General features: G+C 31.2%; 12 protein-coding genes. 2 read left to right on the plus strand and 10 right to left on the minus strand.

The genetic code is table 11. The annotated features are described in order from the left end of the window. Positions 1–54: 54 nt before the first annotated feature. Both yiaY and L988_RS04005 read right to left on the minus strand, forming a co-directional pair. A complete protein-coding gene (gene yiaY, locus L988_RS04000; protein WP_047381829.1) occupies positions 55–1,203 on the minus strand; it encodes an L-threonine dehydrogenase in 1,149 nt (382 codons plus the stop codon). A 117-nt stretch (positions 1,204–1,320) separates the two neighbouring features. Beyond that, on the minus strand, positions 1,321–2,670 hold the full coding sequence (locus L988_RS04005) for a CehA/McbA family metallohydrolase (protein ID WP_047381830.1): 1,350 nt from the start codon (positions 2,668–2,670) through the stop codon (positions 1,321–1,323). Between the two features lie 254 nt (positions 2,671–2,924). Between L988_RS04005 and L988_RS04010 the strand changes: the two genes are divergently transcribed. Continuing rightward, a complete protein-coding gene (locus tag L988_RS04010; protein WP_197053413.1) occupies positions 2,925–3,428 on the plus strand; it encodes a lytic transglycosylase domain-containing protein in 504 nt (167 codons plus the stop codon). A 93-nt stretch (positions 3,429–3,521) separates the two neighbouring features. Here the strand turns inward: L988_RS04010 and L988_RS04015 are convergent, their stop codons facing one another. The 6 genes from L988_RS04015 to L988_RS04040 all read right to left on the minus strand — a co-directional run bounded on the left by L988_RS04015 (position 3,522) and on the right by L988_RS04040 (position 10,246). Further along, positions 3,522–5,171, minus strand: coding sequence for a peptide ABC transporter substrate-binding protein (locus tag L988_RS04015; protein WP_047381832.1), 1,650 nt, complete (start codon positions 5,169–5,171; stop codon positions 3,522–3,524). Positions 5,172–5,204: 33 nt separating this feature from the next. Next, positions 5,205–6,185, minus strand: coding sequence for an ABC transporter ATP-binding protein (locus L988_RS04020; protein WP_047381834.1), 981 nt, complete (start codon positions 6,183–6,185; stop codon positions 5,205–5,207). A gap of 13 nt (positions 6,186–6,198) precedes the next feature. Beyond that, on the minus strand, positions 6,199–7,191 hold the full coding sequence (locus L988_RS04025) for an ABC transporter ATP-binding protein (RefSeq protein WP_047381835.1): 993 nt from the start codon (positions 7,189–7,191) through the stop codon (positions 6,199–6,201). A 3-nt stretch (positions 7,192–7,194) separates the two neighbouring features. Beyond that, positions 7,195–8,109, minus strand: a complete 915-nt coding sequence (locus L988_RS13580; RefSeq protein WP_047381837.1) for an ABC transporter permease — start codon at positions 8,107–8,109, stop codon at positions 7,195–7,197. A gap of 9 nt (positions 8,110–8,118) precedes the next feature. Further along, positions 8,119–9,039 carry an ABC transporter permease gene (locus L988_RS13585; RefSeq protein WP_047381839.1) on the minus strand — a complete coding sequence of 307 codons (921 nt, stop codon included), beginning with the start codon at positions 9,037–9,039 and terminating at the stop codon, positions 8,119–8,121. A gap of 178 nt (positions 9,040–9,217) precedes the next feature. Then, a complete protein-coding gene (locus tag L988_RS04040; protein ID WP_047381841.1) occupies positions 9,218–10,246 on the minus strand; it encodes a PTS transporter subunit IIC in 1,029 nt (342 codons plus the stop codon). Positions 10,247–10,381: 135 nt separating this feature from the next. Here L988_RS04040 and L988_RS04045 point away from each other — a divergent pair, with 135 nt between their 5' ends. Further along, positions 10,382–11,254: an FMN-binding protein gene (locus tag L988_RS04045; protein WP_047381843.1), complete on the plus strand. Its 873-nt coding sequence runs from the start codon at positions 10,382–10,384 to the stop codon at positions 11,252–11,254. Positions 11,255–11,303: 49 nt separating this feature from the next. On the opposite strand, the gene L988_RS04050 is transcribed toward L988_RS04045, so the two are convergent. After that, positions 11,304–12,332 (minus strand): M42 family metallopeptidase, encoded by a 1,029-nt coding sequence (locus L988_RS04050; protein ID WP_047381844.1) that lies wholly within the window; start codon positions 12,330–12,332, stop codon positions 11,304–11,306. Between the two features lie 67 nt (positions 12,333–12,399). After that, on the minus strand, positions 12,400–13,920 hold the full coding sequence (locus L988_RS04055) for an ABC transporter substrate-binding protein (protein WP_047381846.1): 1,521 nt from the start codon (positions 13,918–13,920) through the stop codon (positions 12,400–12,402). Positions 13,921–13,930 lie beyond the last annotated feature (10 nt).

Here is a 13,930-nt window from a genome sequence, read left to right on the forward strand (position 1 = left end):
AAAAGTGCTAGATTTTTTTCTAACACTTTTACAAATAATTTTATATTTTTTTAATTACATTGCGTTTCTATAAATTTCTATTATTTCATCTAATGTTGCTTGTTTTGGATTTGTTAATCCACATGCATCTTTTAATGCATTTGTCGCTAGAGTTACAAAATCCTCCTCTTTAGCTCCAAGCTCTTTTATTCCCGCTGGAATTCCTATATCTTTAGACAATTTTTTTATAGATTCAATAGCTAAATCCGCTGGATTTTTATCTTTTATATCATGGGGATTAACTCCCATCAAGATAGCTACTTTTCTTAATTTCTCTTCCGATACAGAAGCGTTATATCTAACAACATGTGGTAATAAGATAGCGTTACAAACACCGTGTGGTAAATCATAGAATCCACCAAGTTGATGAGCCATGGCATGAACATATCCTAAAGATGCACTATTAAACGCCATTCCTGCCAAATATTCAGCATAAGCCATATTATCTCTAGCTTTTATATCTTGCCCATTCTCAACTGCTTCTCTTAAATTTTTTGAGATTAACTCAATCGCTTTTTCTGCACATGCATCAGTTACTGGAGTTGCTATCGTAGAAACATACGCCTCTATAGCATGAGTCAAAGCATCCATTCCTGTTGCTGCCGTTAAACTTTTTGGCATATTTAGCATTAATTCTGGATCATTCACCGCAATAAGTGGAGTTACATGCTTATCTACTATAGCCATTTTCACATGTCTTTCTTCATCTGTTATTATACAAAATCTTGTCATTTCTGATGCTGTCCCTGCTGTTGTATTTATAGCGATTAAAGGTAGTTGAGGATATTTTGATTTATCTACTCCCTCATAATCTTTAATATCTCCACCATTTGAAGCTACTAAAGCTATTCCTTTCGCTGCATCATGAGGTGACCCTCCACCAAACGATATTACAAAGTCACAATGATTATCCTTTAAAGCTTTTAATCCATGATTTACATTTGTTACAGTTGGATTTGGTTTTGTTTCGTCATAGATAACATAACCTATTCCATTTTTATCTAATAAATTTGTTAAACTTTTAACTAACCCAATTTGAACTAGAACATGATCTGTTACGATTAAAGCTTTTTTTAGTCCTCTAGAATGAATTTCGTTTCCTAAACCTTTTACTGATCCTTCTCCCATATAAGAGATTGTTGGCATAAAAAATACGTATGACATTTTTGATTCCTCCTTAATTTGTAGACATCCTTGTAAGGAAATAATACTCTTTTTTATTTTGAAAATCAACCTTTTTTTGAACAAAATATTTCGAATTTTTGTTCAATTTAGATTTTTCTAATCTCTCCAAACAACATCTTTCACATCAAACCATTTCTCTAGTGTAGGTACTTTTAAAGCATTATATATCGGATTTATAATTACCATTGGTTCGTGATCTTCTGAAACTCCTTCTATTCTTAAATACTCTCCACTAGATACATATTGAGTCACAGTCAACTCTTTTCCTTTTCCAGTATGTATTACTTTTCCATTTTTTATGACTTTCCACACTAAACTTTGTGAAGAAAATACTTTAATTAAAACTTCACCGTCTACTTCATCTCCTGGATAAATAACATCTCCATCATTTTCCATCCTCAATTTTATCTCTCCCACTCTAGAGATGTATGTTCTTCCCTTTTTTAAATTTTCCAAAATATTTTTAGTTGAATACTTTTCTAATCTAATATAATTTAATGGATCACCTAAAGTTATTCCATGATTATCACTTCCAGCGACTGCAAATATTTTATGTCCATCTTTCCACAACATATCTAAGGCCTCTAAAGCTTTTTTATCGTAGTATGAATTTCTATCGAGTGACGTTGGTGAATTTATAACTTCTATAAAATCTAAATCTTTTAAATCTATATTATAAAATAATCCTAAACACATCTTTGAACTATTATGAAATGGATGATTTAATGAGACATATCCTCCCTGTTTTTTTACTTCTGCAAATATTTTTTTCAGAGATTCCTCTCTCTTTTCGTTCTCCTCTATAAAATCATAATAATCTATAAATTGTCTCAATCCAAAAAGATTAAAGTGACCTAAGTCATCTAACGTTAATTCTGTTGAAGGAATAATTGGTTTATCTAAATCAGGATATTTAGTCAATATACTGTTATGCTCTGTCGGAAATATAAAATCTATGCCCTTTTCTAAAATCTCTTTTTTTAAATCTTTTAATGTTATACTTCCATCAGAAACTGTTGTATGATTATGTAACTCTCCTGCATACCACTCTTTTATGTCTGGATAATGCTCTTTTAAACTAATCTTTTTCATATTTTCTTTTTTTATTAAATTTCCATTTTCAACTGCAACTTCAAGTTCAAACTCAGACTCAACCAAATATGGTTTTAGTAGTTTTATCTTCCATTCTCCTGGTGGAATATCTCCAGGAATACAACAATTTGATGTACTCTCCCAATGTGTAGTCACATAATATTTCTTTTTAAAAGTTTTAAAAGATGTCAAAACTCTTGTTCTTCCTTCACTATCTTCTAAAGATATCAAAACATGTTGAAATGGTCCTTTAGTCAAATTTAGTGATATTCTATTTGTTCCCTCTGGAATTTCAAATTTATATTCTAATTTTTCAACTTTTTTATTATTATCAAATTTCCCCTTAAATATCATATGTTTTCTCCTCCTAGTGTTATCATAAAATTATTGTAACAAAATGATGTTAAAATAAAATTAACTTCTCGTAAATTTAGAGTTAATTTGATATATCCCTTCCAGTTTTGTTATTAAAAAAATTAATGATAGGATTGCTGAAGCCTTGAGTATTTTAAACTCATACACATTTTTAAACAGAACAAAAATTTCCATTTTTGTGATTTTTATGTTATAATATTCACAGATGATTTTTTTACGAGAGGTGATTTTTATTGAAGTTTAGATTTATCGCATTATTTTTTCTTTTAACAATTTGTGTTTTCTCTCAAGAGAACAACTCTTCAAGCAAAATAAAAACTTACATAGAAAAACATACTAAAACTCAAGCAACTGCTACTAATATATATAATAGTATTATGGAACACTCAAACAGTCATGATGTTGAACCTGAATTGATTGCTGCAATCATAAAAGTTGAAAGTGATTTTAAGCAAAGTACTGTATCACATGTTGGTGCAACTGGACTTATGCAACTTATGCCTAAAACTGCTAAACTTATGAAGGTAAATCCAAATAATATCAATTCAAATATAAAAGGAGGAACTAAGTATATTGCTTGGTGTCTAGAACAAAATAAGAATAATCTTACTTTAGCTTTAGCATCATATAATGCTGGTATTGGAAATGTTAAGAAATATAACGGCATTCCTCCGTTCAAAGAAACTCAAAACTATGTAAAAAGAGTGATGAAAGAATATAACTATTTGAAAGCATAAAAACTTAAAATATTAAAAGAAAAAATACAAACAAAAAGAAAAAACTGGTCGAATATAAATTTGACCAGTTTTTTCTTTTTGTACTAATTTCTCTTAATTCTCCACATATGCTTTTTTAAAGAAATATCCACCTAATGGTGATTTAATCCATCCTTTTGCTTTCGGATTAGCCACAACTACACTCGTATAGTAATATAATGGTATTACTGGCATATCTTCCATCAAAATATCTTCTGCTTTATGAAGTAAAGCTGTTCTTTTATCTGGATCACTTTCTTTTTGAGCATCTCTTACATATTTATCATATTCCAGATTAGAATATCCCGCATCGTTATTTCCTCCGCCTGTTAACCATAAATCTAAGAAGTTCATAGGATCATTATAATCAGCTATCCACCCATGTCTTGCTATATCATAATTTTTATTACTTCTTGTTGTTTGGAACACTGCCCACTCCTCATTTTTTAACTCAACCTCTACACCTAAATTCTTTTTCCACATATCTTGAACAGCTTGAGCTACCATAGCATGAGCATCTCCTGTATTAAATGTAAATGTTATCTTCGGCATCGATTCTGGTGATGTATATCCCGCTTCAACTAGTAATTTTTGAGCTAACTCTATATCTCCTTCTGCTGGTAAATATTTACTATTCTCCGTAAAGTCTTTTCCATCAGTAGCTACAATTCCCTCTGGCACAAAACTTCTAGCTGGAAGTTGTCCACCTTTCATAACTTGTTCTACAATAAGTTTTTTATTAATCGAAAGTGCTAGTGCTTTTCTAACTTTTGAGTCTCCTAAGAATTTAGTCACTTCTGGAGACGTTCCTGATCCCGATACATTCACTACATAAAAATATGTTCCTAAATAAGGATATACTTTCCCCTCTCCACTAGACAAAAGTGATGGTATCTCACTTGTTGGTGGTGAATCTATTATATCAATCTCTCCTGATTTGAACGCATTTAAATATGTTTTATCATCCACTATCATATCAAATCTTAACTCGTCTAATTTTACTTCTGATCTACCCCAATAGTTATCATTTGGAACTAAAACTATATTCTCTTTAGGATTCCAAGTTTTAATCTTAAATGGCCCATTTCCTATATATGTTTTAGCATCTATTGCCCAACTTGAATTATCTTTAACAATATCCTCTCTCAAAGGGAAATATGCAGGAAACGCTGTTAAAGATAAAAAATATGGTGTCGCATTTTCTAAAGTTACTTGTAATGTTCTATCGTCTATAGCTTTCACACCTAGTTCAGCTTCTCCAACTTCACCATTGTAAAATTTCTCTCCATTTTTTATATAAAATAGTTGATATGCATATTCCATAGCTGTATCTGCTGTCAGTCCTCTTTTCCAAGAATACACAAAATCATTTGCTGTAACTAATTTTCCATCTGACCACTTTGCTCCTTCTCTTATTTTAAATGTATAAACTAATCCGTCTGCTGATATATCTACAGATTCTGCCGCTGCTGGAACTGATTTCCCATCCTCTCCCTCTGCAAATAATCCTTCAAACACATTTGAAGAAACTATCGATCCATCAACCGCTGTATTCAGTTGTGGATCTATTGTTTTTGGATCACTTCCTAAATTATATGATATTGCATTTTTTTTAGATGTCGTAGAATTTTCTGCTACTTTCTCTTCACTTTTCCCTCCACATGCTGCTAAAAATAAAACCATTGATGCTAATGCTAAATTTTTTCCATTTAATCTCCCTAACATAAACTCCTCCTTTTAAAATTAGTATATGATAAATTAAACTTTGTTATATAAATGACATGCAACTTTATGATTTTTCTCTACCTCTTTCAATTCAGGTTCTATTGTTTGACACTTTTCAAATGCCTTTGGACAACGACTTTTAAATCTACATCCTCCACTTGGATTGATAGGAGTCGGTATATCCCCCTCTAATATTATTCTCTCTTTTTTTAACGATATATCTGGATCCGGTATTGGAATTGCTGAAAGTAATGCTTGAGTGTATGGATGCATAGGTTTATCATATACCCTATCACTATCTGATATTTCAACTAATTTTCCTAAATACATTATTCCAACTCTATCCGAAATATGTTTTACCATTGATAAATCATGAGCTATAAACAAATAAGTCAATCCCAATTTTTCTTGTAGTTCCTCTAAAGTATTTATAATCTGTGCTTGAATAGATACATCCAAAGCGGAAATTGGCTCATCACAAACAATAAACTCGGGATTGCACGCTAATGCTCTAGCTATACCAACCCGTTGTCTTTGACCTCCTGAAAACTCATGTGGATATCTACTCATATGTGTAGCATTTAATCCTACCAATTCTAAAGTTTCTAAAACTTTTCTTCCTCTTTCCTCTTTACTATAAAGATTGTGAATCTCCATGGGCTCTTTTATTATATCTCCTATAGTTTGTCTAGGATTAAGAGATGCATATGGATCTTGAAATATCATTTGAATTTTTCTTCTAAAATTCTTCATCTCTTGAAAATTTAAATTCGTTAAATTTTCTCCATCATAAATTATATCTCCAGAAGTTGGTTCATATAATTTAACAATCGTTCTTCCTAAACTTGTTTTTCCACATCCAGATTCTCCAACTAAACCTAAAGTTTCCCCCTTTCTAATCTCTAAAGAAACTCCATCAACAGCTTTTAAAATCTTTCTCTTTTTTTCAAAAACACTATTTTTTATATTAAAATACTTACATAGATTTTTTATCTCTAATAAATTCTTCTCCATAACTTCCTCCCGATTAATTTATTCCAACTTTAGGTGCGTCTTTATGATTTAACCAGCAAGCAGATCTATGATTTTCATCTATCTCAAAAAATGGTGGCATATTATCCTTACACACTTTCATAGAATATTCACATCTTTGATAAAAAGGGCATCCCTTTGGCGGATTTAATAAATCTGGAGGTGTTCCCATTATAGGTTTTAACTTTTCTTTTCCCACCCTTTCTGGATTAGGTACACTTTTTAAAAGTCCTAAAGTATAAGGATGTTTCGTATTATAAAATATATCTCTCGTCATACCTTGTTCAACAATAACTCCACCATACATAACATTGATACGATCGCACATCTCTGCAACCACTCCTAAGTCATGAGTAATAAGAATGATTGATGTATCACTAGTTTTCTTTATTTTTCTCATTAAATCTAAAATCTGAGCTTGAATAGTTACATCTAAAGCTGTTGTCGGTTCATCTGCTATTAGAAGCTCCGGGTTTGTTGCTAATGCCATTGCTATCATAACCCTTTGACGCATACCACCTGAAAACTCATGTGGATACTGCTTCATTCTAGTTTTCCCCATTGGTATTCCAACATCTTCTAACAACTGAACTCCTTTTTCAAACGCATCTTTTTTACTCATACCTTTATGTACAATCAAAGTCTCTGTTATCTGTTTTCCAATAGGAATTAAAAGATTTAACGATGTCATAGGATCTTGAAATATCATCGAAATTTTATCTCCTCTTATTGAGTTCATCTCTTTCTCTGTGAGTCTATCAATTCTTTCATTATTGAAAGTAATCTCTCCCTCTTTTATTTCTCCATTCTCCTCTAAAAGTTTCATTATACTCATCATCGTTATACTTTTTCCACTTCCCGATTCACCAACTACTCCTAAAACTTCGCCTTTTAACAAATCAAAAGTAACTCCTCTTACCGCTTGAACCTCTCCATGATGCGTTGTAAATGATGTTTTCAAATTTTTAACTTCCAATAATTTTTTCATATTCTACCCCCTAACCTTCGGATCTAATGCATCTCTTAATCCATCACCTAAAAGATTAAAAGCTAATATCGTAAAACATATCGCCAAAGTTGGAAATATAAGTTGATATGGATAAAGTCTAAATCCTCCTAGTGCATCATTTGCCAAAGTTCCCCAAGATGCAGCTGGTGGAGTTATCCCAAGTCCAATAAAACTTAGAAATGCTTCTGTGAATATAGCCGATGGTATTTGTAATGTCAACGTCACTATTATTGAACTCATACTGTTTGGTAAAAGGTGTTTAAATAAAATTCTTCTATTTGAAGCTCCTAAAGTTCTAGCGGCTAAGATGTATTCCTGTTGTTTTAGTTGTAGAATTTCCCCTCTAACAATTCTAGCCATTCCAATCCAATATGAAAGTGCTAAAGCTAGTACTATATTTAAAAAACCACCTTTTTCAAAAGTTACCATAATCAAAATTACATATATTGTCATAGGAATTGAGTATATTATATCCACAATTCTCATCATTATCATATCTATTCGGCCACCAAAATATCCTGAAATTCCACCATATAAGATTCCTATGATTAGATTTAAAAAAGAAGCTATAAACGCAATTGCTAATGAATATCGTGCACCAAACATAACTCTTACAAATATATCTCTTCCCAATTGATCTGTTCCAAAGAGATGAGTCATACTTGGAAATTGATTAGTTTTTCCTAAATCTGTTTCAAAGATACTATAACTCGAAAGCATCGGAACAACAACTGCTAAGACTGTTATCAAAATAATAAAAATTAATCCAGCTATAGATAATTTATTTCCTTTTAATTTTCTCCATGCATCCTGTGCAAATGTAAAACTTTTCCTAGTTATTTCATCTTTTACCTTTTCACTTTCTAGAACAAAGGTAAAATCTAAATCGTTATTCATAAATGCCCCCTATTTATCAAGTTTAATTCTTGGATCTATAACTACATAAAGTAAATCTACAATTAAGTTACAAATCATTAAAAATGCACTATAAAAGATAGTTACACCTAAAATGACCGTATAATCTCTATTTGTTATAGTTGTTACAAATTCACTTCCTAATCCTGGAATTGCAAATATTTTCTCTATAACAAAACTTCCAGTTAAGATACCAGCTACTAAAGGTCCTACATAAGTTACAATTGGTATCAATGTATTTCTAAGAGCGTGCTTTATAATAATTCTTCCTTTACTTAAACCTTTTGCTCTAGCTGTTCTAATATAATCTGATTTCATTACCTCAATCAATTTTGAACGTGTCAATCTAGCTATAAATGCGATTGAATATCCAGAAAGAGCAATACTCGGAAGAATATATGAATCCCATGTTTTTAATCCTACAATTGGTACCATTTTTAATTTAACTCCAAAAATATACATCAGAAATACCCCTACAACAAAACTTGGAATAGTAACTCCTAAGGTTGAAAGCACCATACAAACAGAATCCGGCCATTTATTAAAATTTAACGCTGCTAAAATACCTAAAGATATTCCTACGGTCAAAGATATTAGTACTGCAACCAAACCTAATTTTGCAGATGTTGGAAACGAATACCCAATAATCCAATTTACTGTTCTTCCTTCTCTCTTCATACTCGGTCCTAAATCTCCTTTAGTCAGGTCCTTTACATAAGAGATATACTGTTGACTTAAAGGTTTATTCAATCCAAATTTTTCTTCTAATTTTATCTTAATTTTTGGTGGGATATTTTTTTCACCATCGAAAGGTCCTCCAGGCATTAACCTCATTAAAAAAAATGTCAATGTGATAACTAAAAAAAGTGTGCAAATAGTTGTCAAAATTCTTTTAAAAAAATATACTAACATCTCTCTTCCCCCTAGTAAAAATTTTTAAAAATTATAACTCTTTATTGTATTTTTTGCAAATATTTTTTTATTTTTATTTTATTTAAAATTTATTTTGTATTTTTTGCGGATTTATGATAAAAAAAATACACCTAAAATATTAATTCACATGAATTAATACTTTAAGTGTTTTTTAGTTTTATGATTCTATTTTTAAATCACCATCTTTTATATAATTTTTCCTTCTCATAAAAACTGAGATTAAATATGTTACTATAGCAGGAAGAATAACATATAAAACAATTATTATTAAAATCATTTTACTTCCACCTCTACCAATTTTTGACATCGCTACATAGCTTTCAAAAATTCCTACCAAACCACTTGTTCCCATTCCAGCTCCTGCAAAGGTATTTTCCATCTTAAAAACTATAGTTACTAGTGGACTTAAAATTATAGATCCTAAAATTGACGGTATCCATATTTTCCAATTCTTTACTATATTTGAAAATTGTAGCATAGAAGTTCCAAGACCTTGAGCAACTAATCCTCCCCAACCATTCTCTTTAAATCCTATAACTGCAAAACCAACCATCTGTGTACAGCACCCTAAAGTTGCAGCTCCTGCGGCTAGTCCTTCTAATTTTAACATCATCGCTATTGCAGCACTACTTATTGGAAGCGTCAAAGCCATTCCCATAAATACAGAGATTAAAGCTCCCATAAATAAAGGCTGTAATTCTGTTGTCTGCATTATAATAAATCCTAAAGCTGTCATCATCTTATCTAAAATCGGACCAAAATATACTCCTACAATACTACCTGCCATCATTGTTACCACCGGTGTTAAAATGATATCTACTTTTGTTTCTTTTGATATCATCTTTCCTAATTCAGATCCGATTAAAGCAGCTGCATAAGCACCGACTGGCCCTCCTAAAGAATATCCAATTGCTCCTGTAAAAGTTGATGAAAATAAAACTAATGGCGGTGCTTTTAAAGCATATGCTATTGCTACTCCAATAGCTGGTCCGGCCATATTTCTAGCTGTCGGCCATACAACCTGTGACAGAAAAAGAATCCCTAATCTCTCTCCTATCATATTTAATATCGATCCTGTGATTAAAGTTGAAAACATACCTAAAGCCATTGCTCCTAAGGCATCTACAAAATATCTCTTTCCAGATAACTTAACATCTTTTCTTTTTAAAAATTCCCCTAAAACCATTTCATAACTCCTCTTAAAGCTAATTTTGTTCAAAATACTGTATTATTATATCATATTTTCACCATTTAGAATATTGACTCAAAAGTTAAAATAAAGGTATACTGTACTATAGTAACAATTTTTTGGAGGGAACACGTGAAAAAATTTTTTTTAATTAGTGCATTTATCTTATCTTCAGCTTTATCGGTAGCTGAAAGTAAAATACCAAATTGGTCAGTACAACCAAAACAAGGTATCGTAAAGGGAGATTACTACAGAATTGAAGAAAGATTCCGTCAAGGTCATCTTGGAACTCTTGAGGTAGTAAAAAACAATGGGAAATTGGTTCATGTTGAGTTTAATGAATTGACAAGACCAAATTACTACAATCGTTTTTATCAAAATGTTTCAAAAAGGTTATCGCCATATAACTTCTCAATGGCAGAAAAAGCAGGAGTTTCTTGGATAGAGGGTGTATTAGTCGCTGAAAATCAAATGATTACAGAACAAAGACTAACTGGAGATTTTGATACCGTTGCTGGAGCATCAAATAGTATACAGCAATCTATGCTTCCATTAGCAGAAAAATTGAGTATTTCTATGAATAAAAAATCTAACTCAAAATACTATAGTATTTCTGAAAAATTTGAAAATGGATTAACTGGATTTTTAAAAGTTATTATTGAAAATGGAAAAATTGTAGAGTGCAGATATGATGAAATTTTTGCTGATTCTAAAGATGAGATAAAGGATAAAACTTCAAAAGAGTTCTACAGACAATCTAAATACTGGAGTATCATGTATGATGAACCTTCTCGTATTGGATTCAATGTTCAAATGGACGCTTTAAATGATAAAGTTATAAAAACTCAAAACCTTTTAGATTTAACAGATTTACCAGCTACTGAAAGAAGTGGAAACTATAAAACTAGCGGTTTCACAAGAAGAAATACAGCTTGGGATAACTACTTAAAACTTGCTGAAACTCTAAAAATTGAACTAGATAAAGATAAAGTTTTAAAAAAATAAAATATTAAATTTAAAGGGCTACAAAATAATTTGTAGCCCTTTTACTTTTCTATAAATATGCTATTAAAAGTTTTATTGTTTCAACTACTCCATCTATATGAGTTCTTTCATAGTGATGTGTCGCATCTACATTTGGTCCAATACAAGCATATCTCAAATCTGCTCCTTGAAGAATTGAAGCTGTGGCATCTGAACCATATCTATTATATACTCCAACTGTGTAGGCTATTCCATGCTTATCTGCTGCTGCTTGTATTTTTTTTCTTATTCCAAAATCATAAACAGTTTTATTATCTCTTGCTGCAATACTTACTTTTTTCTCATCACCATCTGCATCTTCCGCTACAAGTCCAATGTCTAAAGCTACAAACTCATCTACATCTTTAGGAATCTCTGAAACTCCATGCCCTACCTCTTCAAAATTTGAAAAGTAAAGATATAGATTATTTTTAGGTTTTTTCTTATTATCTTTTAAATATTTCAAGTATGTTAAAACTTGTGCTACACAAAGTTTATCATCCAAATATCTTGATTTTATATATCCTGACTCTGTAACTCTAGTATTTGTTTCGTAGCTTACAAAATCTCCTTGACAAATCCCTAACGCTCTCGTATCTACTTCACTAAAAACATCATAGTCCAATCTGACTTCCATGGTTTCAGCCGTTCTTGGCATCTCTCTTGGAATATCCCCATAAACATGAACTGATGCTTTAACTGGAAGAACTGTTCCCTCATACTCTCTTCCATCTAAAGTATGAATAGTTACATTTTCTCCTTCAACCGATCCCCAAGCATATCCACCAATATTTAACAGTTCTAAACGACCATTTTTTTTTACTTTTTTTACGATTGCTCCAAGAGTGTCTACGTGTGCTGAAAGTAATCTTGTATATGAACTATCCTCTCCTTCAAGCTTAACAATCAAACAACCTTTTCTGCTATAAGTATAAGTAAAACCTAAAAAATCCAACTCTTTAGCAATTCTATCCATGGCTTTTTCTGTATACCCAGCTGGACTCGGAATATTTAAAATCTCTTTTGTAAATTCTAGTGTATAATGCAAATCTAATTTCATAATCTCCTCCCACTCTCTAAATTGTTAATTATCATACTCTCATGAAAGAGTTTTGTCAATCTTTAAACTAATCTTTAATCTCTATTATTGAATAATCATGAATCAGATTTGGCATAGCTTCAAAATTTGTAATTCTTTTATTTAATCCCATATTTTCATTCTTATAATATAAAGGAATTAATGGACTTTCCTCTTCTAAAATTGTTTGTGCTTCTGAATATGCTTTCAATCTTTCAGAAGGTTCAGTTGATGTTCTTCCTAACTCTACCAGTTTATCATAATCTTTGTTATCAAAATTAGCTCTGTTTCCTGCTCCTCCCTTATAGCTACTATGAAGTAGTGGGAATAAAACTATATCTGCATCTGATGTTCCTGCAACCCATCCACCAATAAAGATGTCATAGTCTCCTTGAGCCGTCATTTGTAAATAAGTTCCCCACTCAACAGTTTCTATCTCTGCATTTATTCCAATCTCTTTCAAATTAGCTTGAACTATCTGAGCTGCTTGAAGTCTTACCAAATTATCATTTGACATTATTTTTATTGTTCTATTTTTTACTCCTGATTTTTCTAAATATTCCTTGGCTTTTTCTGGATCATAATCTGTTTTTCCAATAGTTTGATCGCTTCCAAAAACAGTTGGGTTTACAATCGTATTTGCCACGCTAGCTTTACCTAAATATACTGCATCTACAATACTTTGTTTATCTATTGCATGGTGTAGTGCTTTCCTAAATTCTTTATTATTAAATGGTTCTCTGTTCATATTTAAAGTCAAATATTCCGTAGATGTTGTTGGGAATGAAACTGCATATAGCTCGTTATTACTTTCCACAGTTTGAACATCTATAGGTGCAACAGTTGTTATATCTATCTCTCCTGTTTCTAGAGCAGCTAACCTACTTGTATTTTCTGGAATTGCTCTAAATATAAGTTCATCTATTTTAGCTTTATCACCAAAATAGTTTTCATTAGCCACTAATTGAATTTTTTCGCCATCTCCCCAATTGGCATATTTGAATGCTCCTGTTCCCATAGCATCTGTTCCTATGTTATTTCCTTTTTCTAAAATATATTTTTCATTTAAAATAGCAGTCAATGGATAAGATAATGTAAATAATAAAGGTGCTGATGGTTCCTTTAATTTTATTATAACTCCGTATTCTCCATCTGCCTCTACAGATTGAACCACATCTAACATAACTTTAGTAGCTGGTTTTTCTGTCATTCTCTTTATACTAAAAACTACATCACTCGCTTTTAATTCCTCTCCATTATGAAACTTAACTCCTTTTTTTAACTTTATTACCAACTCAGTTGGAGTTACATATTCGAATGATTCCGCTAATTCTGGAACTATATTTCCATTCAAATCTATTTTAAAAAGTGTATTATATATTTGTTTTACGATAGATAGAGATGGGATTTCATTGTACATTGTTGGATCTAAACTTTTTGGCTTTGATCCTAAAGAGACTGTTACAATTTTTGATTCATTGTTTTTTGAACTCGAACTGTCTTTTGATCCGCATCCAGTTACTGTAATTCCTGCTAATAGTAATCCTAAAAAATATTTTTTATTCTTCACTTCTAAAACC

It is taken from the genome of Cetobacterium sp. ZWU0022 (assembly GCF_000800875.1).
Taxonomy (GTDB): Bacteria; Fusobacteriota; Fusobacteriia; order Fusobacteriales; family Fusobacteriaceae; genus Cetobacterium_A.

What these genes read in the sequence shown, in the direction of transcription:
- L988_RS04015 (WP_047381832.1), bottom strand. Translation starts at nt 5,171, where the DNA reads ATGTTAGGGAGATTAAATGGAAAAAATTTAGCATTAGCATCAATGGTT.
- yiaY (WP_047381829.1), bottom strand. Translation starts at nt 1,203, where the DNA reads ATGTCATACGTATTTTTTATGCCAACAATCTCTTATATGGGAGAAGGA.
- L988_RS13580 (WP_047381837.1), bottom strand. Translation starts at nt 8,109, where the DNA reads ATGAATAACGATTTAGATTTTACCTTTGTTCTAGAAAGTGAAAAGGTA.
- L988_RS04020 (WP_047381834.1), bottom strand. Translation starts at nt 6,185, where the DNA reads ATGGAGAAGAATTTATTAGAGATAAAAAATCTATGTAAGTATTTTAAT.
- L988_RS04025 (WP_047381835.1), bottom strand. Translation starts at nt 7,191, where the DNA reads ATGAAAAAATTATTGGAAGTTAAAAATTTGAAAACATCATTTACAACG.
- L988_RS04005 (WP_047381830.1), bottom strand. Translation starts at nt 2,670, where the DNA reads ATGATATTTAAGGGGAAATTTGATAATAATAAAAAAGTTGAAAAATTA.
- L988_RS04040 (WP_047381841.1), bottom strand. Translation starts at nt 10,246, where the DNA reads ATGGTTTTAGGGGAATTTTTAAAAAGAAAAGATGTTAAGTTATCTGGA.
- L988_RS13585 (WP_047381839.1), bottom strand. Translation starts at nt 9,039, where the DNA reads ATGTTAGTATATTTTTTTAAAAGAATTTTGACAACTATTTGCACACTT.
- L988_RS04050 (WP_047381844.1), bottom strand. Translation starts at nt 12,332, where the DNA reads ATGAAATTAGATTTGCATTATACACTAGAATTTACAAAAGAGATTTTA.